We start from the raw sequence: 24,070 nt of genomic DNA, 5'->3' as shown, positions 1-24,070 counted from the left end.
CGGCGTGGGGCCGCGGCGGCCGGCAGGCGGCGTGGGGCCGCGGCGGCCGGCAGGCAAAGCGGAATCGGACGGCATGGCGTCAACGGTACCGCAGGCTAGACTGCGCCGATGACCGACTCGATCGCCGCCGCTCCCCTCCCCTTCGTCCCAGACTTCCACGCGCGGATCGGCCCTGGCAGGCTCGCCGTCGGGACGTGGCTCACCCTGCTCGACCCCACCGCGACCGAGGTGATCGCGGGAGCCGGCTTCGACGTCCTCATCGCCGACGGCGAGCACGGCCCGGTCGCGACGGACGACCTCGTCCGGATGCTCATCGCGACGCGGTCGGTGGGCGTCCCGATCCTCTACCGGGTCGCCGCGAACGAGCCGGTTCGGATCATGCACGCGCTCGACGCAGGGGCCTCCGGGGTGGTCGTGCCACAGATCAGGACCGTGGCGGACGTCGAGCGGGCCGTCGCCTGGTGCCGCTACCCGCCGGTCGGGCTCCGCGGCGTCGCCCCGCGGCGCGCCTCCGGCTACGGGCGCGGGACGGCCACCTACCTGACCGCGGCGAATGCGCTCATCACGTGTTGCATCCAGATCGAGACCCGCGAGGCGTACGAGGACCTCGACGCGATCCTTGCCGTGCCGGGCGTCGACACCCTGCTCGTGGGCCCGAACGACCTCGCCGCGGCCCTCGGCCACACCGGAGATATCTTCCATCCCGATGTCGAGGCGGCGATCTCCCGGATCGTCGAACGAGCGGGGCTCGCCGGCGTTCCGGCCGGAGCGTGGGCCGCGTCGCCCGCCCAGGCGCGACAGCGCCGCGACCAGGGATACGCCTGGGTCACCGTGGGCGCTGACTACGGGTTCATGGCCGCGGCGGCGGACACCGCCGTCCGCGAGGTGCGCGAGGTGCGCGCCGGTTGATCCGGCTCGCGAGAGGCCGGACGCTGCGCGCGGTTTGTCGAAGGCTGATCGCGACTCGCGGGGGGCCGGAAGCTGTCAGATGCCCGGGTGAGGGCCATCTGTCACAAACGCGGCGCTAAATGGGCGGCGCGCGGTTGGCGGCACTCCACACCCGGCAGGCACTCGGCACCTGCACCCGGCACTCCACACCCGGCAGGGCACTCCGCATCCGGCACGCCGCACCCGGCACGCCGCATCCGGCGGGCGCTCAGTCGAGGGTGGCGCGCTCGTGCCAGTGCGGGATGACCGTCTCGAAGCCAAGGGCGCGGACCTTCGGCTCGAGGGCCACCTGGGCGTCCGGGTCGCCGTGGACGAGGAACACGCGTCTCGGAAAGCCGCGATCGCCTCGCCGCCGGCCGCGCCCGAAGTTCGCCAGCCAGGCGAGGAGTTCCGGCTCGTCGGCGTGGGCGGAGAACCCGCTGATCGAGCGGACCTGGCAGCGCACGTGCCGGACTTCGCCATCGAGCTTCACCGTCGTCGCACCCGCCTGGAGATGTGCGCCGAGCGTCCCGACGCCCTGATAGCCGACGAACAGGAGCATCGCGTGAGGGTCGTCGATGAGGCGGCGCAGATGTCCCACGACCCGTCCGCCCGTCAGCATCCCGTTCGAGGCGACGATCATGTACGGCCGTGGCGCCCTCGCGATCGCCTCGGAAGCCGCCATGTCATTGACGATGATCTGATGGGGGTAATCGAGCGGCGATGCGTCGCGATCGAGGAGCGCCTTCGTCTCGGCGTCGTAGTAGTCCGGGTGATGGCGATACACGTCGGACGCCTTCGAGGCCATCGGCGAGTCGAGGTAGAGCGGCAGCGGTGGGATCGTCCCGGCCTCGAGCAACCGATCGAGCTCCCAGACGACTTCCTGGGTCCGCCCGATCGCGAATGACGGGACGAGGAGCACGCCGTCATGGTCCGCGACGAGCCGGACGGTCTCGGCGAGGATCCTGATGGACTCGGCGCCCGGCTCGTGCTCGCGGCCGCCGTACGTCGACTCCACGAGCACGTACTCCGCCTCCGTGACGACCGTGGGGTCGCGGAGGATCGGCGTCCCGGTCCGGCCGAGATCACCGGAGAAGACGATCCTCGTGTCCGGGCTGCCCGGTCCGCCCTCGACCCGAAGCCGGATGATCGCCGAGCCGAGGATGTGCCCGGCGTCGACGAACGTGGCATGGATCCCGGGCGCGACGTCGATCTCCGTCCCGTAGTCGATGCCGCGGAACGAGGCGAGCGCCGCGCGAGCGTCGTGCTCGTCATAGAGCGGCTCGTCGAGGTCGATGTCGAGTTGTGCCGGCTGGGCCACGAGCGCGTGCTCAGGGTCGCGGGCGCGCACGACCCTGGTCGCGTCGGTCCCGATCGCACCCGGGCCGCCCGCGTCCTCCGGGATCGCCAGGACCGGCTCGATCGTCGTCGGGACGTGCTCGCCCGCCTCCGCCAGCTCGACCGCGGCCTCGAGGTTCGTCTCATCGCGCCGCTCCTCGACCGCGGCCCTGTCCGGGTGTCGCCGCTCCCAGCGCGCGTCGCGCTTCGCGAACTCCTGCTGGAGCTTGCCCGAGTCGAGCAGCACGAGGGTCGCGAGCTCGACGGTGCCACGCGTCGCCCAGATGGGGCCGCCGAACCCCTCCTTCACGACGTGCGGGATGAGCCCGCAGTGGTCGAGGTGGGCATGGGTGAGGAGGATCGCGTCGATCTCGCGCGGGTCGTACGCGAGCGGGATCCGGTTCCTGATCGACTCGTTCGGGCTTCCCTGGAACATCCCGCAGTCGATGAGGATCCGGGCGCGATCCGTCGTCAGGAGGTACTGCGAGCCCGTGACCGTCGTCGCGGCGCCGAGGAACTGCAGCTCGATCGTCACCCTCGTCCGCCGTCCGCGCGTCAGCCGACCGGGATGACGACGAGCGCGTCGACCGCGATGGCGAGGAACAGCAGGCTGAGGTACGTGATCGAGTACTTGTAGAGCCTGATCGCGCCCACGGTCGATGCCTCGGGCGACGTGCCGACGCGCCACAGCCGGTAGGACTGCCAGAGGAAGATCGCGCCGAGCGCGACCGCCGAACCGAGATAGATCGCGCCCATCCGCGCGACGGACCAGAGGACGAGCGAGATCGTGACGAGGAGAATCGTGTAGAGGCCGATCTGTCGCGTCGTCTCCGGGACGCCGCGGACGACCGGGAGCATCGGCACGCCGGCCGCCGCGTAGTCCTTCCGGATGCGGAGCGAGAGCGCCCAGAAATGGGGCGGCGTCCAGTAGAACACGAGGGCGAAGAGGAGCAGTGCCGGCACGCCCACGTTGCCTGTCACCGCGGCCCAGCCGATGACCGGCGGCAGGGCGCCGGCGGCGCCGCCGATGACGATGTTCTGCGCTGTGGTCCGCTTGAGGATCATCGTGTAGACCACGACATAGAACGCGATCGCGAGCAGCGCCAGGAACGCCGAGATGAGGTTGACGAACCAGGCGAGCTCGGCGAAGGCGATCGCGCCGAGCACGATCCCGAAGACGACCGCCCGATCGGGTTCGACCTGGTGGGCCGGCAGCGGCCTTCGGCGGGTCCGGACCATGAGTCCGTCGATGTCGCGGTCGAGGTAGCAGTTGATGGCGTTCGCGCTGCCCGCCGCGAGCGAGCCGCCGACGAGTGTCCACCAGACGAGATCGAGGCGCGGCCAGCCGTGGGCGGCGAGGATCATCGCCGGGACGGTCGTCACGAGGAGGAGCTCGATGATCCGCGGCTTCGTGAGGGCGATGTACGCCCGCACGGTGTCAGCGGCGCTTCGAGGGCCCGTGGCGGACACGCCGGCCGGCTCGCTCCCCCGGCCGTCACCTGCGCCGGAGTCGACGGCACCCGACGCATTCGGGCTCGGACTCATCCGCGCGGTGTAGTACGCGGCGACCGCGAGCGCCGCCATGAGACCCCAGATCGCGGCGCCGAGCGCCAGATGGAGCGTCTGCGCCCACGGCGCGAGCCGGGTGAGCACCTGAGCCCCGCCGATGATGGCCTGGATCGGGAACAGTCCGGCCGCCGACGCGGCGAGCAGGACGAGGACGCGATGCTCTCGCTGCGTCCGCCTGGCGGCGAGCCACACCACGAGGACGACGATCCCGACGACGACGGCGATCCAGCGATGGAGGACCTGGGCGGAGGTCACGCTCGTGAGCGGCGGGAAGAACGTCCCCCCCATGAGCGGCCAGTCCGGGAAGATGAGCGCCGCATCTGTCGCGGTGACGTTGCTCCCGAAGAGGAGGAGGGCGTATGTCGTGGCCGCCCCGAACACGGCGAGGAGGGCGAACCGCTGGCTGCTCCCGCGCCCGGCGATGCGGGCCGGGAAGAAGCTCCTGACAAGGGCGAAGATGAGGACCGCGAAGAGGATCATCGCCGCCGCGAGGTGGGCCGTGACGCTCGGGCCGGAATTGCCGAGGCGGACGGTCTCCCGGCCGAGCCACGCCTGGAAGAGCGCGATCCCCACTGCGGCGATGCTCGGCCAGAGCAGCGACGGTCGGTCGCGATGGTCGGCAAAGGCGAGGATCGCGACGCCCACGACGAGGATGCCGATGACGAAGGCGACCGTCCGATGGATCCATTCGAACCAGACGTTGGCCCCCGCGTCGAGGCCCGGCAGGAACTGGCCGGGGAAGCAGCCGGGCCACGTGGGACAGGCGACGCCCGAATCCGTCGAGCGGACCATCACCCCGATGACGACGAGGATGAACGTCGTCGCGACGGTCGCGGCCACGAGCTTCTGGAAGCGGGTCATCGTCCTCCGGGTCGACCGCGTCGACGTCGTCGACACCCGTCGACGGAGACCGGGACGGGCGGACGCCGGCATTCTACCGCGGGCCTGCTCGAATGCGATCCTGAGAGACGCCCGGGCCCGCGCCGCGTCCCCCGGCTACCATGGCGCCGATGCGTCGCCACGGCCCGTGCTCCATCTCCCCCGTCCTGCTCGCCGCTCTCGCGATCGCCGTGGGCGCCTGCACGGCCGCCTCATCCGGATCGTCCGCCACGTCTGCCTCGTCCGTTCCGGTCGCTGGTGCCTCGTCGGAAGCCCGCCCCACCCGCATCCCGATCCTCATCGACGCCGAGGACGCCGTCGGCCCGGCCCGCTTCCTCTTCGCCCTCGCCGATCAGCAGAACGCCCCGATCGGGGCGCCGGATCTGCCGGCCACGGTCGCCTTCTACGACCTCGCGAAGTCGTCGACGACTCCCACGGCCACGGTGGACGCGACGTTCATCTGGGCGATCCAGGGTCAGCGTGGCATCTATGTAGCGGACACGACCTTCAATGAGGCCGGCGACTGGGCCGCCGCGTTCACGACGACGAAGGCCGGGCTGACCGAGACCACCCGCGTCCAGTTCCAGGTCGTCGCGAAGTCGTCGACGCCGACCGTGGGCGCAAAGGCGCTGGACACGCTGACGCCCACGCTCGCCGATGTCGGCGGCGACGTGGCGAAGATCTCCACCGATACGACGCCCGACCCAGCCTTCTATCAGACGTCCGTCCACGACGCACTCGCCGCCCACAAGCCGTTCGTCCTCGTCTTCGCGACACCCGCGTTCTGCACGAGCCGGCAGTGCGGCCCCACCCTCGACGCGATCAAGGCGCTGTCGAAGACGGAGCCGGCGATGACGTTCATCAATGTCGAGCCGTACAAGCTCCAGTTCGTCGGCGGCCGGCTCCAGCCGATCCTCGATGCGAATGGCCAGCTCCAGGCGACCGATGCGACGAACGCGTGGGGCCTCCTGACAGAGCCCTGGATCTTCGTCGTCGACGGGTCGGGGATCGTCCGCGGATCGTTCGCCCTCATCGCGAGCGACGCGGAGCTCAAGGCCGCGATCGCCATCACGCTCCGGATCCCCTAACCGTCGGCGAGGTGGTAGACGACGAACTGCCCGTCCACGACGGTGAAGGAGACGACCACCCGCTGGAGTGACGCCTGGTGCTCGGCAAGATGGCCGGGCGGGAACTGCGCCGGATCGTCGAGACGGCCGATGACGAAGCTGATCGTCGTACCGTCCGCTGTCCGGAGGGTGAAACCCTCCACCTTGTCGAGTCCCGCCGATCGGACGTTCGTGATGATGCCCGTCACGGGGGAGGTGACGGCCGGAGCGCTCACCGCGGAGGACGGCGAGGGGACGGAGGCGCCGGTCGGCGTGCCGCCACCGGAGCAGGCGGCGAGGATGACCCCGGCCACCGCCGCGGCGACGACGACGCCGCCTCGCCGGAGGACGTGTCGACCACCGAGCGACGCAGTCATCGACCGCCTCCGGTCTCGCCAGCGCCCTCGCGAGCGGCAGCGCCGGTGCCGGTGCCGATGCCTGTGCCCGTGCTCCCGGGAGCGTGGAGCGGCAACCCCTCGGCGCACCTCGGACACGTCGCGGGACCCGGCTCGTAGGTCGGGACGTCGAGCGTCCAGAGTGCCTCGAGGGGGTAGCTCCGGCCGCTAAGCGGCGAGATGAGCGTGGACAGGCCGCCGCTCCGGTCGGCGAGGACCTGGCAGCCGACGATCTCGCCGCCGAACGCCTCCACCGCCGGAAGCATCGCGAGGAGCGAGCCGCCGGTGGTGAGGATGTCATCGACGAGGAGGACCCGCTCGCCGGGCGCGATGCGGAACCCGCGCCGGAACTCGCGCCGCTTCGCTCCATCCGATCCGGTCACCTCCTCGGCGAAGATGCCGCGGACGCCGAGCTGGCGGGCCGTCTCGAAGGCGAGGATCACCCCACCGGTCGTCGGTCCGGCGACGAGGTCGATGGTCGATCCGCCCCCGCCGTCGCGGGCCCGGGCCGCCCAGAATCCACACAGCTCGCTCGTCGCCGTCGGATCCTGGAGGACGAGGAACTTCTCGAGATAGCGGTCCGAATGGCGCCCGCTCCTGAGCTGGAAATGGCCGTCCGTCAGGGCCCCGGACCGGCGGAAGAGGGCCTCCGTCCGGGCGCCGATCGCCGCGCGCGCGGCGAGGTCCACCGTTCGCCGGATGGTGGTCATGCCCGGGTGCCGACAGCGTCGATCACGGCCGGTACTCGACACCCTTCGCGGACGGGACCCCGGGCTTCGCCGGCAGGGCCGTCCCGATGAACGGGCGATACGAGGCGTGACCGGCCCGGGCGGCTGCTTCGGCGAGCTGGCCGACGAGGCGGACCGGCAGGGCCGGATCGGCGAAGATCGCCGTGCCCACCTGGACCGCCACCGCCCCGACGGCAAGGAAGTCGAGGACGTCGGCGAGCTCGGTCACGCCGCCGATGGCGACGATCGGGATGTCGACGACCTGGCGGACCTCGTAGACGACCCTGAGGGCGACGGGCTTCACGGCCGGACCGCTCAGCCCGCCGAACACGTTGCCAAGGAGCGGCCGGCGGCGGTCCGCTGAGACCGCGATGCCGGACAGGGTGTTGATCGCGGTGAGCGCATCGGCGCCGGCGGCTGCGATCGCCCGAGCGATCGGTCGGACGTCCGCGACGTTCGGCGACAGCTTGACGAGGAGCGGCAGGTCCGTCGCCCGGCGGACGGCGGCGGTCACCGCGCCGGCGGCGCTCTCGTCGATGGCGAACTGCAGCCCGCCCCGCCCGACATTCGGGCAGCTGATGTTCAACTCGATGCCGGCGACGCCGGGCACGCCGTCGAGCCTCCGAGCGATCTCGGCGTAGTCCGCGACGGATTCGGCGGCGATGTTCACGATCACCGGCGTCCGCCAGGTGGCCCAGAGCGGAGCGTACCGCTCCACGACCGCGTCCACCCCCGGGTTCTGGAGCCCGATCGAGTTGAGCATCCCGCCGGGCGTCTCGCTCACCCGCGGCGTCGGATTGCCGATCCGCGGCCTCAGCGTCGTCCCCTTGCAGCAGATCGCTCCGAGCCGACCGACCTCGACCACGTCGCCGTACTCGATCCCGTAGCCGAACGTGCCCGAGGCGACGAGGATCGGGTTGGCGAGGACGAGTCCGCCGCGCGTGGGCGCGAGATCCACGGTGAGATCCACGGCGGCGGCCGCACCGGAGATGGCCACGATGCCGCCAGTCACGGACTCGCGGGCGGACCCCCCGGTCGGTCCGCCGTGGATCGCCGTTCGCGCGGGTTCCACCGCTCGCGGGGCCCCGGCTCCCTGGCGAGCGCCCGTCGAGACCATCGGGCTCTTGAATCGTCGCACCGTCGGCGTCCGCCTCGTCTGCCCCGCGACCGTGCCCGAACCCTGGGTGACGACCCGCCGCTTCGCCTTCACCAGCCGGCCTCCCAGGCGATCTCGTCGCTCGCGAAGACGGGTCCCTCGCGGCAGACGCGCTGCGGGGTCCCACCGACACCCATGACCACGCAGCCGAGGCACGCGCCAACGGCGCAGCCCATGTTCTGCTCCATCGACACCTGGAGGAACGCCTTCCGGCGGGCCTGCGGCGAGCCGATCGCCAGCGGCCTGCCGCCGCCGCGCTTCCGGCCGAGCTTCGCGACCCCGAGTCGCGCCCGACGGCCGACGGCGAGGCCGGCGAGCGCACGGAGCATCGGCGCCGGGCCGCAGGCGAACGCCTGGTCCGCCCATGCCTCGTAGTCGGCGACGAGCTCCGTGACGAAGCCGTGGTGGCCGAGCGAGCCGTCATCCGTCGCGACGACGTACTCGACCTCGTCCGGCAGGAGACTCGACGGGTAGACCTCCCGGACGCCCGATGCGCCGAAGAGGACGACGACCTGGCGTCCGTCGCGGATCGCCTCATCGGCGAGCATCCGCACCCCGGCCATGCCGAGTCCTCCGGCCACGAGGAGCAGGTGGCGGCTCCGTGGGTCCACCTCGAACGGCCGACCGAGCGGTCCGAGCATGTCGATCGAATCGCCGGGCCGGAGGCGGGTGAACCATTCTGTCCCCCGGCCGATTGTTCGAAAGTGGATCGTCATCGTGCCGGTGGCCGCGTCCACGGTGTTGAACGAGAACGGTCGCCGGAGGACGAGTCCGGACCAGTCACCGGTCCGGACGTGGACGAACTGGCCGGCGCGCGCTCCTGCCGCCATGGTCGGGGCGTGGTACGACTGCAGCCACTGCCCCGGCAGGATCTCGCGGCTTTCGACGAGTTCGGCCGCGACGAGCCGCATGCTCACCCGCGATCGACACTCCCGCTCGCCGACGTGTCCGCTGCGCCGGCCTTCGCGTCCACGCCCGCTGCGCCGGCCTTCGCGTCCACGCCCGCTGCGCCGGCCTTCGCGTCCACGCCCGCATCCTCGGCCTCGTCCGCGTCGGCGTCGTCATCCGGGTCGCCGTCGCGGGCGTCGGGCGCGATCGCCGGGAACGCCTCGGCGAGCGCATCGGCGAGGTCGCCGAAGACGTCCGTCGGATCGTAGAACTCGACGAGGTCGTCCGCCGTGGCGAGGGTCCGCCATTCACCGGATTCGTCGTCCGGGATCACCTCGCCGCGGAAGGATCCGCCGCGGCCGAGGGTCAGCCGCTCGTCCTCGTCGTCGACGATCGTGACGTCGCCGAGGACCGCGGAGATCGGCTCGGCCGCCTCACTGAACTGCTCGAACAGGCCGGCTTCCGTCCGCTGGCTCCGGTCCTGGAAGGCGAGGGCCAGGTCGTAGAGACGGTGGGCCGCCTCCTCCTCGCTCGAGGGCGGCGTCGAGTCGATCTGGCCGGCAGCCCACGAATCCGCGGCTCCCGCGTACGGATCCTCCAGGCTGATGCTGTCGGTCGGGGAGACGTGGGCGGTCTCGAACAGGTCGCCGGTGGCCGTCGGTTCGGCCTCCAGCCCGGCGGCCTCGCGCGCTGCCTCGGCGAAGGCGGCATACAGGTCCGCCGGGTTGTACAGCTCGATGAGTTCGCCGGCGGTCTCGACGACCTCCGTCTCGCTCACCCACTCGCCCGTCTCGCCGTCCTGATACCGGCTCCGACTGCGGAACGTCAGGTCCGGCGCGATCGACAGATAGTCCGGATCCTCGTCGATGAGGGTGAGGCCGCCGATGTCGCGGATGCGTGCCCCGTGCCGATCGAGGAAGCGGCGGAACTGTTCCGTCGCCTGAACGAGGAAGTCGGCGCGCTCGAGGGCGGCATCGGCCGCGAGCTCACCGAGCAGGTCGTTGTGGCTCGTGTCCATCGTTGCCTCCTTCGTCCGCCGTCACCGGCTAGCCGTGGTACTCGAGATCCGGGCCCATCCGCTCCCGGAGGAACATCGAATGATGACGCTCGAACATCCACTCGCCTGCCCGGTGGCCGAGCGTGCGGGTGGCCTCGTCCGCCTCGAGCCGGTCCAGCGTCGCGTAATCGGGCAGGTCGAGGAGGATGACGTTGTCGAAATCCCAGCCGTGGGCGACGTTGTACCAGCCGAGGAAGCGGATCCCGAACTTCTCCTCGTACTCGCGGACCTGGCGCGGGAAGAGGGTCCGCATGAAGAACTTGAAGAACGGGTCACGGCCGCGGCGGACGGTGAAGTAGGTCGCGAGCACGGGCACGAGGCTGGCGTCTCCGCTGGGTCTGGGGTTGGGGCGGCGGCTATTGTCGCACGGCGCTGTCGGGCGTTCGGCCATCGTCCTGCTCGGGCGGGCCGGAGGTGTCGGGCGGGGCGGAGGTGTCGGTCGTGGCGGAGCCGTTGGGCGTGGCGGAGGCGTCGGGCGTGCCGGCCTCTTGGATCTCGCCCACCGTCGGCGTCACGCTCGCGAGCGGGCGACGCCGGCCGCGCCGGTCCGCGGCCACGAGCCGGAGCAGGAAGATGATCGTCTGACCGGTCACCAGGAGCAGCCCGATCGTCGCGAACAGGAACGCGGCGGTGACCCAGTCCGGCCAGCCCGCGTTGACCCCGATCGGAGTCAGGACGATGAGGAGGACGAGGACGGCGATCTGGAACCGGAAGCAACCGAGGCCGGGCCCGCGGTCACCGTCGAGGTCGCTGCCCTTGTACGGGACAGCGCGGAGCGAGCTGAGGCTCGACGGGTCGGTGGGCGGGTCGGCGGGCGCCCCTGGAGAGATCGGCGGCGGTTCGTCGCGCGTCGGGTCGTCAGGCGGGAGGAGGCCGGTCACGAAGGGGAAGAGTACGGGAGCGACCCGCAACGCGTCGCCCTGAAGAGAAGTGCGGCGACCGGCAGCCGGCCGGACCAGGTGATCGCCCCGTCCCGGCCGCCGCGCCGGTACCATCCGGAGCCATGCCCCGCGACGATCGATTCGACTGGCACCCCGAACCCGAGCTCATCGGCATCACGGACGAGGCCACCTCACGCCCGGCCCTCGAGCAACTCGGCCATCGAGCCTGGGACGCTGCGCTGGACTACGTCTATCGCGAGGCGTTTCGGCGGGCGATGGGCGAGCCGGCCGACTACGCGGACCTTCGCCGGCTGTTCTTCGAAGGCGGCCCACCCGCCCTCGGCCCCGGCTCCCTCGCATCGCCCACACCCGGCCCTTCCGCCGCCCCGATGGACCCGTCCTCCTCGACCGCGCTGTTCGCCGAATTCCGGGACCGGGTCGCCCCGCACCAGCTCAACGCCTATCACCCGCGCACGCTCAGCTACTTCACCCCACCACCGCTCGCGATGTCGGTCATCGGCGAACTCTTCGCCCAGGTGCTGCAGCAGGGCATCGATGTCTGGCATGCCGGGCCGTCCGGGGCCTTCGTCGAGGAGGAGGTGATCCGCTGGCTCACCGATCTCGTCGGCTATCCACCGCCCGGACGAGACGCCGAGCCTGGGCGGGACGCAGACCACGATCGCTCCCGCGACGCCTTCGGCATCCTCACCTCCGGTGGCGTGATGGCGAACTTCATGGCGATGAACCTCGCCCGCGACCTCCGCCTGGCGGCGCTCCGTCACCTCTCCCACGCACCTCGCGGCCGCGACCTCGAGGGCGTCCGCGTCTACGCGAGCGACCAGACCCACTTTTCGATCGCCCGAGCCCTCGACGAGCTCGGATTCCCGGCGGAGACCCTGAGGATCGTGGCCGCGGACACGGACTTCCGACTCCGCGCCGCCCCGGTCGCCGCCGCGATCGCCGCCGACCGGACCGCCGGCCTCACGCCGCTCGCCATCTGCGCCGTGGCCGGCTCGACGAACACCGGCTCGATCGACGCGATCCCGGAGCTCGCTGATGTGGCCGAAGGTGCGGGTCTGTGGTTCCATGTGGACGCGGCGTACGGCGGAGCGGCCCGCCTTGCCCCGGCGCTCGCCGACCGGATCCCGGACCTCCACCGGGCCGACTCGGTCACCGTCGACCCCCACAAGTGGTTCTTCCAGGCCTACGACCTCGGCGCCCTCCTCGTCCGCCGCCGACGCGACCTGACGGACACCTTCCACCGGGCACCCGAGTACTACCGGGGTGGCGGTCCGGGCCAGGCGCCGGCGGACCTGGACGCCGACCCCGCCGACGCCGAGCTGAACTTCTACCAGCTCGGCATGGAGGGCACGCGCCGCTGGCGCGCACTCAAGCTCTGGCTGAGCTGGAAGCACCTCGGCACGAGCGGCCTCGGCCGACTCGTCGCGTCGAACGTGGAGATCGCCCGATATCTCGCCCGCCGGATCGTCGCGTCGGACGACTTCGACGCGCTGCCGGCCGACCCACCGCTCTCGGTCGTCTGCTTCCGCCACCTGCCTGCCGGCCGGTCGGCAGCCGCGACGATGACGGCCACGGAGCTCGCCGAGCTCGACGCTCACCAGGACCGACTGCAGGTCGCTCTCGAGGCCTCCGGCGACGGCTGGCTCTCCACCACGGTCCTCCGCGGTAGGACCTACCTCCGGGCCGGCATCGTCAACTACCTCACGACGGAGGCCGACATCGACCGGCTCCTGGAGACCCTCCGTCGGCTGGCGGCGACCGACGCCTGATCCGGGGTCGCGTCCGCCCTACCGCCGGCTCCGAGCCGCGAGCCGATCCTGGAGCCGGAACCATTCGCCGGCCAGCGGGAGGAACCACGGACGGCCCTCGAATGGGGCGGGGACGAGCGGGAACCGCAGCGCGGCGAGCGCCGGAGCCGGGCCGCCGCCGAGCCATTCCGCGACCTTCGCCCCCAGGTGGGTGGCGAGGACGACCCCCGTCCCGCAGTAGCCCATCGCGTACGTCACGCCGGCCATCCGGCCGACGTGCGGCATCCGGTCGAACGTGAAGCCCAGCTTGCCGCCCCAGGCGTACTCGATCCGCGTGCCGCGCAGCTGTGGATGGACCTCCATGAGCCCGCGGTGGAGGATCCGGGCGGTCCTCTCGGCGGAGGTCGGCAGGAAGCTCGCCCGGCCGCCGAAGACCATCCGCCGGTCCGCCGTCAACCGCCAGTAGTAGAGGAAGTTCTTCGTGTCGAAGAAGACCCGACCCTTCGGTGACAGCTCCGCGACGAGCTCCTCGGAGAGCGGCTCGGTGGCGATAATGGAGCTGCCGACCGGGATGACCCGCCGACGGAGCGCCGGCACGAACCCGTCCGTGTAGCCGTTCGTCGCGACGATGACGTCGCGGGCGATGATCGGTCCGCGCTCCGTCTCGACGACGACCCGGCCGTCACGCTGGGGTCGCACGGCGAGCGCCCGGACGCCCTCATGAAGGTCCGCGCCGGCGCGGACGGCCGCACCCGCAAGCCCGGCGAAGTATCGGCCCGGGTGAAGACCGCCCGAATCCTCGACGGCGAGGGCACCGAAGTACGCGTCGCTGCCGATCTCCTCCCGGAGCCGCTCGCGGGGGATGAACGAGCACGCGACGCCCGCCGCCTCGAGGGCCCGCTGCGCCGCACGGACACCGTCGAGATGGGCCGGAGCGTAGGCGAGCTCGAGGTGACCACGGTGGACGAAATCGGCCTCGATGCGCTCATCCGCGAGGAGCGCCCGCAGGTAGGCGAACCCCTCGGTCGCCTCCCGGAAGAGGGCCCTCCCCTGCACCTCCCCGTACCGTTCGACAAGCTCCGCCGGTCCCCAGTGATAGCCGGGATGGACGATCCCGCCGTTCCGTGTGCTCGCCCCGGACCCGAGCAGGTTCGCCTCGAGGAGGACGACCTTCGCGCCCTGGCGAGCGAGCTGGCGGGCCGCACTCAGGCCCGTGTACCCGCCGCCGACGACGACGACGTCCGCGGTGTCCGGAAGCTCCCGGCCGGTCCGGTCCGGCTGCTCCGGCATCTGCGCCTGCCAGAGCACCCGATACTCGAGCGCGGCGAAGGGGTCGGCCGTCACCCGCGATCCTCGTAGGCGAGCCTGCCCCCGGCGATCGTCGCAAGCACCCGACCGCCGAGCTCCCGCCCGAGCAACGGACTGTTCCTGCCACGCGTCGCGAGCTTCGCCACGGACACCGTCCACGTCGCCTTCCGGTCGAACACGACGAGGTCCGCCGGCGCGCCCTCGACGAGCCCGATCGGTCTCCCGAGCCGCGACCCGAGGACCCGGGCGGGGCCGGTCGTGAGTGCCGCGATCGCCGTCCCGAGCAAGAGCCGGCCGACATCGACGCCCGCGAGGAGGATGCCGAGGGCCGTCTCGAGCCCGCTCATGCCGTTCGCGGCGAGCCCGAATTCGACCTCGGTGTCGACCACCGTGTGCGGCGCGTGGTCCGTGGCGACGGCGTCGGCGGTGCCGTCGACGAGCGCGGCGAGGCAGGCCAGCGCGTCATCGGCCGCCCGGAGCGGTGGGTTGACCCGCAGGATCGGATCGTACGGTGGCGCCACGAGGACGCCGTCAGCCCATGGATCCCGCGGCTCGCCGTCGCCGTCGACCGCCTCCCACGACCAGCGCCGTGCTCCGGCGAGCCACTCGTCCGTGAGCGCGAGATGATGCGGCGTGACGTCGCACGTCACCGGCAGACCGCGCGCCTTCGCCGCCCGGACGAGCTCGAGCGCCCCCGATGTCGACAGGTGGGTGAGATGGAGTCTCGCTCGCGGTTCGTCCTCGAGGACGTCGGCAAGGACCGCGAGATCGCGCGCCACCGCGCTCGCCTCCGCCGATCGTGGCCAGCCGCGCAGCCCGAGGACCGTCGCGACGACTCCCTCGGACGCCTCCGCGCCGACGGTCTGGTCCGGGTCCTCCGGGTGATCGACGATCGGCAGACCCGCCATCCCGGCGTAGAGGAGCGCGCTGCGGAGGAGGGCGGCGCTGCGGACCGGCGCGCCGTCGTCGGAGAAGCCGACCACGCCGGAGTCAGCGAGTTCGCCGAGTGCGGCCAGCGTCTCGCCGTTCCGGCCGACCGACACGGCACCGTACTGGAGGAGCGTCACGGCCGAACCGGAGGCTCGTGCCGCGGCCGTGACGAGCGCGACGACCCCCGGCTCGTCGGCCGCAGGCTTCGTGTTCGCCATCGCGCAAACCGTCGTGAATCCGCCATGTGCGGCGGCCGCCAGCCCGCTCGCGATCGTCTCGGCGTCCTCGTTGCCGGGTTCGCGGAGATGGGTGTGGAGGTCGATGAAACCCGGGGCGACGACGATCCCGCGATCGTCCACCCCTTCCGCCTCCACGCCCTCGAGCCATGTCACCGCCGCGAGGATCCCGCCGCGCACGACGATCTCGCCCGGTCCCTCCCGACCGGCGGCCGGGTCCACGAGCCAGGCTCGACTGATATCGAGATCCGTCACCGGCCTGCGCCCTCGGCGCCGGCGAGGATGTAGAGGAGCGCCATCCGGACCGCGACCCCGTTCGTCACCTGGTCCGTGATGAGCGAGCGCGGTCCGGCGGCCACGTCGGCGGCGATCTCGACCCCTTCGTTCATCGGACCGGGGTGCATGACGAGGGCGCCCGGCCGGGCTTCCGCGAGCCGTGCCGCGGTGAGTCCGTAGCGAGCGGCGTACTCCCGCAGCGATGGGAGGAGGCCGCCGGCCATCCGCTCGCGCTGGATCCGGAGGGCCATGACGACGTCCGCGTCGCGGAGAGCCGCGGCGACGTCCGAGGTGACGGTCACGCGCGACCCGTCCGCCGCGCCGTGCACACCGCGCCGGGCCCACGCCTCGAAGCCCCGGAGGAGCGTCGCGGGACCGCAGAGCCAGAGATCCGCCCCGGCCGCGGAGAGCGTCCAGATGTTCGAGCGGGCGACCCGCGAATGGAGGATGTCGCCGAGGATGACGACCTTGCGGCCGCGGAGGAACCGCTCCTCCGCACCGGTCCCGAGACGCTCGCGGAGCGTGTACAGGTCGAGCAGCGCCTGCGTCGGATGGGCGTGCCAGCCGTCGCCGCCATTGAGGACGTGGCCGCCGAAGTGTTCCGCGGCGAGATGCGGCGCCCCGGACGTCGGGTGACGCATGACGAGCATCCTGGCCCCGAGCGCCTCGATCGTCCGGACCGTGTCAACGAGGGACTCGCCCTTGGCCACCGACGAGCTCGAGGCGGCGATGTTCACGACGTCCGCCGACAGGTTCTTCGCCGCGACCTCGAAGCTCACCCGGGTCCGCGTCGAGGCCTCGTAGAAGAGGATCGTGACGTTCGTCCCGCGGAGCGCGGGCACCTTGGCGATGGGCCGGGCGAGGACCTCGCGCATCGCGTCCGTCGTCCGGAGGACGAGCTCGATCTCCGCCCACGAGAGGACGTCGACGTCGAGGAGATGGCGATGACGCCACGAGCTCGTGGCGGGCGGGCGGGCGAAGGCGACGGGATCCCCGCCGGACGGATCGGGGGTGCCCGGCCCGGTGGTCGGCGGACCGCCGGCTGGGTCGACATCGATGGCGCCTGGCTCGAGGCCGGCTTCGGCCGACGACTCGAGCCCGAGACTCACCGGATCGCCTCGACGACCGGAGCCTCCGCCCGTCGCTCGATCGCCACGTCGTCGATCCCGTCCGTCTCGGCGAGGTGGACCCTGACGACCTCCTCGCGGCTCGTCGGCACGTTCTTGCCCACGTGGTCAGCCCGGATCGGCAGCTCGCGATGGCCACGATCGACGAGGACGGCGAGGCGGATCGCCTGTGGCCGTCCGAAATCGACGAGGGCGTCCATCGCGGCCCGGATCGTCCGTCCGGTGTAGAGGACGTCGTCGACGAGGACGACGGTCGCGCCGTTGAGATCGAACGGGAGGTCCGTGCCCTTGACGACCGGCTGAGCGGCGACGAGCGAGAGGTCGTCGCGATAGAACGTGATGTCGAGCGCACCCACCGGGAGGCGCACACCCTCGTGCTCCGCGATCGCCTCGGCGAGCCGGAGCGCGAGCGGGACACCCCGCCGCTGGATCCCGACGAGGGCGAGCCCGGACGTGCCGGCCTGCTTCTCGACGAGCTCATGGGAGATGCGCACGACCGCCCGCCGGATCTCGTCGGCTGTCATGATGCTGCGGCCGGTCATCGGAACGTCGCCGCCGCTGTGCGGATCCGCACGCTGCTGGCTCCTCCTTCCCGGCCTCGCGGGACCGGTCGTTAAAGGTCGCTGGAAGGATACCGCGGGTCCGATGGCCCGTGCCGTCGGGGTCGTCGGGCGGCGCCGGGTGGCACCGGCCGGTTGTGGCCAGGCCTCAGTAGACCCCGATGGTCACCGACATCGTGCCCGACCACGACGGACAGCCGCAGACCGCGAAGAAATCCGGCCGGTACAGATCGACGATCCGATCCGTCCCGGCGATGGGCCCGTAGTCGGTGACGACGCGATCGATGCAGCCGCCCGGACCGCATACCCGGATGATCGTGCCGCGCGGCAGTCGCATCGCCGTCGTCCCATTGTCGTAGAACGTCGCGACCCCGCGAAGGGTCGAGCGCGGCGGCTTGATCGCGTAGGCGGCGAGGACGATCGGCTGGGCGGACTTCGGTCGCGCGATCGACAGGCTCGCCGCGGACCCGGCCTCCACGAGCTGGGCGCCCGCCGATAGCGCGCTCGCCGATCGCAGGGCGGCGTCGAGCGGAGGGATCGTCAGGGACGATCCACCGCCTGTCGCGTCGATGGTGACCGATCGGAACGCTGCCGCCTCGAGCGGTCGGTCCGGGCTCGGTGTCCGGGAGCCGACCAGGCCTGGCAGCGCGACCAGCGCGAGGGCGGCGGTGAGCGCCGCGCCCGCGACCAGGTTCCTGGGTCGCACGGAGGAGGACGATACGACTCGTCCGAAGTCCTGTCCAGCGGCGACCCGGATGGGTCAGTGCGTCGGTGCACCAGGCGGGCGACCGCCTCCGCCCGATCGAGCCGTCAGTGCTGGACCACGACCACGGACGCCGCTCCGGTCGCGGCGTGGCTGTCGATCCGGCCGGGATACGCGCCGGTCCAGGCATAGACGACGAGCCGGCTGCCCTGTCCGTCCGGGCCCGATGGGGTCGCCCAGGCGAGGTGGCCCTGATCGATGGCCACACCCGGCAGGACGCCGCTGTCCCGGATCGACGGACCGCTGGGGTCGAGGAGGCCGGTCGCCGGATCGACGCTCACGAGGGCGAGCCGCCCGATCGCGGTGTTCGTCGGGTCGCCGATCCAGATCGCGAGGTGTCGACCTGTTTCGTCCCACTGGAGGTCCCACGGCACGCCCGATGCGGAGCCGATGTCGGCCGGGAGGGCCACCGGGCCGCCCGGGGCGGACGGTGACGGACTCGGAGAGGCGCTGACCTCGGACCCGCCCGATGGCCCAACCGTGAGAGTCGGCGTCGCGGACGGCGACGGCGACGGCGACGGCGTGACCGTCGGGGATGAGGTCGCGGGCTCGCTCGGTGGGGGTGAGGAACCCGAGAGGCCGCTTGGTGCGGGTGAAGGGGCCGGGACCGGCACGGCGCCCGCCTCGAGGACCGCCCACGAGCCGACGACGAGACTCCCCGACGCGGCCGTGTACTCGCCGGTCGCCGGGTCCAGGGCCACGGTTCCGGCCCAGTACGCGACGAGCGAACCGGTCGGATCGACGACCGGGCGCCAGGCCGGCGTCGGCAGGTCGAGCGCCGCCTGGGTCACCGGATCGATGAGGAACGCGCTCGGGACGATGTCGACGACCGGGCTCGGGACCGGACTCGTCGAGGCAGAAGCACCGCCCGATGCCGGGAACGTGACCGGTGTCGGCGACGGGGTGGGCGAGGGGGTCGGCGTGGGACTGGGCGTCGGGCTCGGCGTCGGCGATGCGGTCGGCGTCGGCATGCCGCTCCCTGCCCGACTGCCGACGATCAGCCCGGCGGTCCAGCTCGAGAAGACAGAGCGGTGGTCGGTCGTGATCGGCAGGGCGAGCGGCGAGCCCACCTGCCACGCGTAGATGTCCGAGCCGATCGTCGCAGATACCGGCCGGGCGGTGAAGGCGAACCACGCTCCGTCGGGCGAGTAGGCCGCCGTCTCGCCGAGGACGGTGAGATCCGAGGCGATGGCGAGGACGTTCGAGGCGGTCGGGATCGGCGAGGGCCCGAGGGAAGCGGCGAGCGGGGGCGTGGCAGGTCCGGTCGCGACAGGCGATCCGGACGCGATCGGCGTCGGCGTCTCGATGGCGGCCGGCGAGATGGAGGCCGGCGGGATGGAGGCCGGCGAGATGGAGGCCGGCGGGATGGAGGCCGGCGGGATGGTCGCTCCGGTTGTGCCCGGCGAGAGCGTCGCGGCGAGCGCGAGGGTCGCGGCAGGCGTGGCGGGAGCCGGCGTGGACGGCACGGGGGTCGCGTTCGTGAGGGCGCCGACGTCCATCACGTAGAGGGTGAGCCTGGCCGTGCCGGCCGCTCGACCCACGACCACCACCTGGCTCCGCACCGGTGAGGCATAGACGCTCCGCGGCGCGACGTCGGGGAGCGTGACGCTCCGGGCGTTCGCGTCGATCGACGTGCAGGCCGTCGGCGTCGCGTCCGCGCAGACCTGCCGCACGGCGGCTCGATTGAGGGTGGAGATCCCGTCGGCGCTCGTGGTGAGCCATGCCACGTCGCCGCCCACGACATTGATCGGTGTGGCTGCGGCGCCCGTCCCGGGCGCGAGCACCGCCTCGTGACCGGTGAGCCCGGTCCCGACCGACCACCCGACGAGGGCCACGACGACGAGCGCGACGAGCGCCTCACGGAGGCGCGGCGGGGTTCTCCGCCCCCGGACCCGACGATCATCCGCTCGATCGAGCGCGGCGGCCATCCTCGCCGACAGGTCTCGTGGCGGGAGCGGCGGAACGAGCGCCCGGAGCGCATCCCGATCGGCCCGGTACGCGGCATCGAGATCGCGGCAGATCGCACAGCCGGCGAGGTGGCGGTCGACCCAGCGCTCCTCGACCGGATCGAGCGGCTCCGTCAGCCGGAGCGCGAGACCGACGCGTGCGCGACCGTGGTCCGTTGGTCGCGAGCCCGACATCAGCGTGCACCCCGTTCGGGGTCGGCGGCGCTCGCCGCGGCCCGCTCCGCGGCGAGCGCCCGGCGGAGGCTCTCGCGCGCCCGGGTGAGCATCGCGCGTGCAGCAAGGTGCGAGATCCCGAGCGCCTCGGCGAGCTCGAGACCGGTCAGGTCATGGAGTTCGGCGAGGATGAGCGCGGCGCGCTGTCGCTCGGGCATCCGGAGGAGCGCCCGTTCCATCTCCGCCGAGAACCGGCCCTCGAGCGCGAGGTGCTCGGCGGACGGCGCGGCCCCATGCGACTCGCCGGTCCAGGGGAGGAAGCGGATGATCCGCCGGCGGCGGAACTCGTCGAGGGCGACACGATGCGCGATCTGGTAGAGCCATGCCCGCGCCCGCTCCGGATCCTCGAGCGTGGAGTACGCCCGGTACGCCTTGACGAACGTGTCCTGGGTCATGTCCGCAGCGAGCTCCGGGTCGCGCACCATCCGGGTGAGGAACCCATGGATCTCCGCATGATGGAGCGAGAAGAGGACTTCGATCTGCGCCCGGACGTCGGCGGCGGCGGCCTCGTGCGGTCCTTCGGCTTCGTGCGGTCCTTCGGACGTCACAGGGTGCGCACCAACGGGCTCCGCCACCTCGAGACCGAGCGGCAGGCGTCCAGGCGAGCGCTCCCGCAGCGGGTTCGCGACCGCGCGCGCGACGGCGACCATCGTTCCTCCGGCGACGAGCGCAGGGCATGCCGATCAGGCGGCCGGTGCGCGCTCCGACGTCGAGAGACGCCTTCGACCATGGGCATGTGACGCCGCATGGCGCCTGGGGCCGTCCCGATCATCCGCGGGTCGGACCTCAACCGTCGTGGAGGGAGCGCGCTCCCGTTCGACGAGCCGCGCGGAGCAGCTCGTCGACGGCGTCCTCCGGGCTCACCGGGTTCACGGGCAGGCCGCTGCCGAGCTCGAGGCCGGCGATCTCACGGAGGCGCGGATGGATCTCCCAGTGCCAGTGGAACGTCCCGTCGACCTGCTCGCGGAGGGGCGCGGTGTGGAGGACGAGGTTGTACGGTGGACCGTCGAGTCTGGCGAGGTCGCCCAGGACACGCTGGAGCGAGGCGGCGGTCGCGACGAGGTCGGCGTCGGAGGCTCGCCCGAAGTCCGCGTCGTGGCGTCGCGGCACCACCCAGATCTCGAACGGCGACCGGGACGCGAATGGGGCGAACGCGACGCTCGCCTCGTCCTCGTGGATGAGGCGCAACCCGTGCGCCGGCTCCTCGACGACGAGACGGCACCACGGGCAACCGCCTTCACGGATGACGAAACGGGCCGCGCCGCCGAGCTCCTCGGCGATCCGGTGCGGGACCTGCGGGAGATCGTACAGGTCGAGGCAGAGGTGGTTCGTCCGGGCGCCGGCCTGGGCGCCCCAGTTCTGAACGACCTGGAGGTAGTCGGTCTGGGCGGCGGAGCGGGCGGTCCGGAGCGCGTCGCGGCAGACCCGGAGAAGGTCGCCGGCAAGCCCGCCGTCCACGGCGTGGAGCGGACGATGCTCGTCGGGCGGCGCGATGGCGGTCCGCCAGCTTCCGGCGGCCCGCGCCTTCGAGAGGGCGACCTGGGCGACGCCGCCTTCGAGCTCACGCGCCTCCGCTTCAGTCCCCACGACGTTGAAGGCAAAGTCCTTGAGCGTCCGGAGACGGATGCCGCCTCCCGACGGCTCGGCGCAGTTCTGGCAACGCCCTTCGTCGTCGTACGGCAGGGCAGCGAGGGCGAACCGATCGCGATGGAACGCCCGATCGACGACTGTGGCCACCCACCAGCCGGTGATCGCATCGCGCCGGAGCTCGAACAGGCCCGCCGCCATGGGTCAGCCGCTCGAAGCGGGCTGCCGCGCAAGGCCGGCGGCGAACGCATCGGCGAACCGCGCTCCCGCCCGGGCGACCTCGGCGGCGACCGCGTCCGGCGCGAGGGCAGCGGCATCCCAGCCCGCCTCGACCGCGATCGACGTCGAGACGACGCCCGGCATCCCGCACGGATCGATGAGATCGAAGTGGGCGAGGTTCGGAGCGATGTTGAGCGCGATCCCGTGATAGCTCACCCCGCGCTCGATCCGTAGCCCGAGCGCCCCGATCTTCCTGGCCTCCGTGTGTTCCGGAGCGACCCAGCTGCCGGGGTGGCCGTCGCGCCGTCCGGCGACGACCCCGAACGACGCGCACGTCTCGATCATCGCCGCCTCGAGGGCGCGGACGAGCGGCCGGATGAGGAGTCCGCGGCGCGAGACGGCGAGGATCGGGTACGCGACGAGCTGGCCGGGCCCGTGATACGTGACCTCGCCGCCCCGTTCGACGCGGATCACCTCGATCCCGAGCGCCTCGAGCGCGGCCGGTGAGGCGCGCACGTGCAACGGGTCCGCGCCACGCCCGAGCGTGAGGACGGCCGGGTGCTCGAGGAGGAGGAGCTGGTCCGGGATCCGCTCGAGGATTCGATCCTCGAGGAGTCGATGCTGGAGCGCCCATGCCTCGCGATACGGCACCCGGCCGAGCCAGCGCACCTCGAGCGGCTCGGCCGAAGGCGATCCGGCCCCCACGGCGGTCGACGCCGTCGCCACCGCCATGTCGGTCAGCCGACCGGCAGCGGTTCGAGTGCCCTCAGGGCCTCGGCGACACGCTCGGCCGGATACTCGAAGTCCTCGAGCGAGCCGGAGAGATACCGCTCGTACGCCGACAGGTCGAAGTGGCCGTGGCCGCAGAGGTTGAAGAGGATCGTCGTGGGCCGCCCCTCGTCGCGAGCGCGGAGGGCCTCGTCGATCGCGACCCGGATCGCGTGCGCCGGCTCCGGCGCCGGAAGGATCCCCTCGGCCCGCGCGAACCGGACGCCCGCCTCGAACGTCGATCGCTGGTGGACCGCGCGAGCCTCGATGAGGCCCTGCTCCTTGAGGAGACTGACAAGCGGCGCCATGCCGTGGTAGCGGAGACCACCGGCGTGGATCGGCTCGGGGATGAAGTCGTGGCCGAGGGTGTGCATCTTGACGAGCGGCGTCATCTGCCCCGTGTCGCCGAAGTCATAGCGGTACTGACCCCTGGTGAGCGAGGGCGCCGCCTCCGGCTCGACGGCGATGATCCGCGGCTTCGGTCCGCCGCGCAGGCCGCGGCCGATGAACGGGAACGTCAGCCCGGCGAGGTTCGAGCCGCCGCCGGCGCAGCCGATGACGATGTCCGGTTCCTCGCCGGCGAGCGCCATCTGCTCGATCGCCTCCTGGCCGATGACCGTCTGATGGAGGAGGACGTGATTGAGGACCGAGCCGAGCGCGTATTTCGTGTCGTCGCGGGAGGCCGCATCCTCGACCGCCTCGCTGATGGCGATGCCGAGCGAGCCCGGATTGTCCGGCGTCGCCTCGAGGACCCGTCGTCCATAGCCGGTCGTCGGGCTCGGGCTCGCGACGACCTCGGCGCCGTAGACCTCCATGAGGTTGCGGCGGTACGGCTTCTGGTCGTAGCTCGCCCGCACCATGTAGACCTTGACTTCGAGGCCGAACCGGGCACCGGCGAAGGCGAGCGCGGTCCCCCACTGCCCGGCGCCCGTCTCGGTGGCGAGGCGCTTCACGCCGGCGTCCCTGTTGTAGAAGGCCTGCGCGAGCGCCGTGTTCGGCTTGTGGCTCCCGGCCGGGCTCACGCCCTCGTACTTGTAGTAGATGTGGGCCGGCGTCCCGAGGGCCTTCTCGAGCTGGTGGGCCCGATACAGGGGGGACGGCCGGTACAGGGCATACGCCTGACGGACCGGTTCGGGGATCTCGATCTCGCGATCCGTGCTCACCTCCTGGCCGATGAGGGCCATCGGGAAGAGGGGCGCCAGATCGGCCGGCCCGATCGGCTGTCCGGTACCGGGATGGAGAACCGGCGGCGGCGGGACCGGAAGGTCGGCGACGATGTTGTACCAGGCGCGGGGGATCCGATCCTCGTCGAGGATGTACTTCGTCCGGTCCAGGGTCATTCCCGCGTCCTCCAGCGACTACCGTCTCGAGGGTGCCACTGTGGCACGTCCGCGCCGAACGGCACAAGCGCGCCGTATCCTGC

22 protein-coding genes are annotated in these 24,070 nt (G+C 72.1%); 3 read left to right on the top strand and 19 right to left on the bottom strand.

The window, feature by feature from the left end; genetic code table 11:
• Window positions 1-108: 108 nt before the first annotated feature.
• Entirely contained in the window at window positions 109-909 is an 801-nt protein-coding gene (locus IVW53_11990; protein ID MBF6606292.1) for a hypothetical protein, read from the top strand.
• A gap of 247 nt (window positions 910-1,156) precedes the next feature.
• On the opposite strand, the gene IVW53_11985 is transcribed toward IVW53_11990, so the two are convergent.
• Together IVW53_11985 and IVW53_11980 are read right to left on the bottom strand one after the other, a co-directional pair.
• A complete protein-coding gene (locus tag IVW53_11985) occupies window positions 1,157-2,800 on the bottom strand; it encodes an MBL fold metallo-hydrolase (protein MBF6606291.1) in 1,644 nt (547 codons plus the stop codon).
• Window positions 2,801-2,820: 20 nt separating this feature from the next.
• On the bottom strand, window positions 2,821-4,695 hold the full coding sequence (locus tag IVW53_11980; protein ID MBF6606290.1) for a protoheme IX farnesyltransferase: 1,875 nt from the start codon (window positions 4,693-4,695) through the stop codon (window positions 2,821-2,823).
• Window positions 4,696-4,844: 149 nt separating this feature from the next.
• On the opposite strand from IVW53_11980, the gene IVW53_11975 reads away from it, so the two are divergent.
• A complete protein-coding gene (locus IVW53_11975; GenBank protein ID MBF6606289.1) occupies window positions 4,845-5,801 on the top strand; it encodes a hypothetical protein in 957 nt (318 codons plus the stop codon).
• Here the strand turns inward: IVW53_11975 and IVW53_11970 are convergent.
• The 7 genes from IVW53_11970 to IVW53_11940 all read right to left on the bottom strand — a co-directional run bounded on the left by IVW53_11970 (window position 5,798) and on the right by IVW53_11940 (window position 10,924).
• Window positions 5,798-6,196 carry a hypothetical protein gene (locus IVW53_11970; protein ID MBF6606288.1) on the bottom strand — a complete coding sequence of 133 codons (399 nt, stop codon included), beginning with the start codon at window positions 6,194-6,196 and terminating at the stop codon, window positions 5,798-5,800. The two genes, IVW53_11975 and IVW53_11970, sit on opposite strands and share 4 nt — an antisense overlap.
• Complete coding sequence (locus IVW53_11965) at window positions 6,193-6,924, bottom strand: orotate phosphoribosyltransferase (GenBank protein ID MBF6606287.1); 732 nt, start codon at window positions 6,922-6,924, stop codon at window positions 6,193-6,195. The genes IVW53_11970 and IVW53_11965 overlap by 4 nt, the downstream gene beginning before the upstream one ends.
• 22 nt (window positions 6,925-6,946) lie before the next feature.
• Window positions 6,947-8,059, bottom strand: coding sequence for a dihydroorotate dehydrogenase (locus IVW53_11960; GenBank protein MBF6606286.1), 1,113 nt, complete (start codon window positions 8,057-8,059; stop codon window positions 6,947-6,949).
• Window positions 8,060-8,148: 89 nt separating this feature from the next.
• Window positions 8,149-9,015 (bottom strand): dihydroorotate dehydrogenase electron transfer subunit, encoded by an 867-nt coding sequence (locus IVW53_11955; GenBank protein ID MBF6606285.1) that lies wholly within the window; start codon window positions 9,013-9,015, stop codon window positions 8,149-8,151.
• A complete protein-coding gene (locus tag IVW53_11950; protein MBF6606284.1) occupies window positions 9,012-10,004 on the bottom strand; it encodes a hypothetical protein in 993 nt (330 codons plus the stop codon). Before IVW53_11950 ends, IVW53_11955 begins: the two co-directional genes overlap by 4 nt.
• Window positions 10,005-10,032: 28 nt before the next feature.
• Entirely contained in the window at window positions 10,033-10,359 is a 327-nt protein-coding gene (locus tag IVW53_11945; protein ID MBF6606283.1) for a hypothetical protein, read from the bottom strand.
• Between the two features lie 40 nt (window positions 10,360-10,399).
• A complete protein-coding gene (locus IVW53_11940) occupies window positions 10,400-10,924 on the bottom strand; it encodes a hypothetical protein (GenBank protein ID MBF6606282.1) in 525 nt (174 codons plus the stop codon).
• Window positions 10,925-11,046: 122 nt separating this feature from the next.
• Here IVW53_11940 and IVW53_11935 point away from each other — a divergent pair, with 122 nt between their 5' ends.
• The gene (locus IVW53_11935) at window positions 11,047-12,714 is read left to right on the top strand and encodes a hypothetical protein (GenBank protein ID MBF6606281.1); all 1,668 of its coding nucleotides are present in this window, start codon (window positions 11,047-11,049) and stop codon (window positions 12,712-12,714) included.
• An 18-nt stretch (window positions 12,715-12,732) separates the two neighbouring features.
• On the opposite strand, the gene IVW53_11930 is transcribed toward IVW53_11935, so the two are convergent.
• The 10 genes from IVW53_11930 to IVW53_11885 all read right to left on the bottom strand — a co-directional run bounded on the left by IVW53_11930 (window position 12,733) and on the right by IVW53_11885 (window position 23,987).
• A complete protein-coding gene (locus tag IVW53_11930; GenBank protein ID MBF6606280.1) occupies window positions 12,733-14,037 on the bottom strand; it encodes an FAD-binding oxidoreductase in 1,305 nt (434 codons plus the stop codon).
• Entirely contained in the window at window positions 14,034-15,422 is a 1,389-nt protein-coding gene (locus IVW53_11925) for a dihydroorotase (GenBank protein ID MBF6606279.1), read from the bottom strand. The genes IVW53_11930 and IVW53_11925 overlap by 4 nt, the downstream gene beginning before the upstream one ends.
• Entirely contained in the window at window positions 15,419-16,501 is a 1,083-nt protein-coding gene (locus tag IVW53_11920; GenBank protein ID MBF6606278.1) for an aspartate carbamoyltransferase catalytic subunit, read from the bottom strand. The genes IVW53_11925 and IVW53_11920 overlap by 4 nt, the downstream gene beginning before the upstream one ends.
• Before the next feature lie 47 nt (window positions 16,502-16,548).
• Entirely contained in the window at window positions 16,549-17,112 is a 564-nt protein-coding gene (gene pyrR / locus IVW53_11915) for a bifunctional pyr operon transcriptional regulator/uracil phosphoribosyltransferase PyrR (GenBank protein ID MBF6606277.1), read from the bottom strand.
• A gap of 166 nt (window positions 17,113-17,278) precedes the next feature.
• On the bottom strand, window positions 17,279-17,836 hold the full coding sequence (locus IVW53_11910) for a hypothetical protein (protein ID MBF6606276.1): 558 nt from the start codon (window positions 17,834-17,836) through the stop codon (window positions 17,279-17,281).
• A gap of 104 nt (window positions 17,837-17,940) precedes the next feature.
• Window positions 17,941-20,034, bottom strand: a complete 2,094-nt coding sequence (locus IVW53_11905; protein ID MBF6606275.1) for a hypothetical protein — start codon at window positions 20,032-20,034, stop codon at window positions 17,941-17,943.
• Entirely contained in the window at window positions 20,034-20,723 is a 690-nt protein-coding gene (locus IVW53_11900; GenBank protein ID MBF6606274.1) for an RNA polymerase sigma factor, read from the bottom strand. The genes IVW53_11905 and IVW53_11900 overlap by 1 nt, the downstream gene beginning before the upstream one ends.
• Window positions 20,724-20,859: 136 nt before the next feature.
• The gene (locus IVW53_11895; GenBank protein MBF6606273.1) at window positions 20,860-21,861 is read right to left on the bottom strand and encodes a hypothetical protein; all 1,002 of its coding nucleotides are present in this window, start codon (window positions 21,859-21,861) and stop codon (window positions 20,860-20,862) included.
• 3 nt (window positions 21,862-21,864) lie between these two features.
• A complete protein-coding gene (gene lipB, locus IVW53_11890; protein ID MBF6606272.1) occupies window positions 21,865-22,611 on the bottom strand; it encodes a lipoyl(octanoyl) transferase LipB in 747 nt (248 codons plus the stop codon).
• A 5-nt stretch (window positions 22,612-22,616) separates the two neighbouring features.
• Window positions 22,617-23,987, bottom strand: coding sequence for a TrpB-like pyridoxal phosphate-dependent enzyme (locus IVW53_11885; GenBank protein MBF6606271.1), 1,371 nt, complete (start codon window positions 23,985-23,987; stop codon window positions 22,617-22,619).
• Between the last annotated feature and the right edge of the window lie 83 nt (window positions 23,988-24,070).

Source organism: Chloroflexota bacterium, assembly GCA_015478725.1.
GTDB lineage: Bacteria > Chloroflexota > Limnocylindria > Limnocylindrales > CSP1-4 > C-114.
The sequence above is the reverse complement of the archived record's forward strand: the minus strand, read 5'-3'. Positions and strand labels throughout refer to the sequence as shown.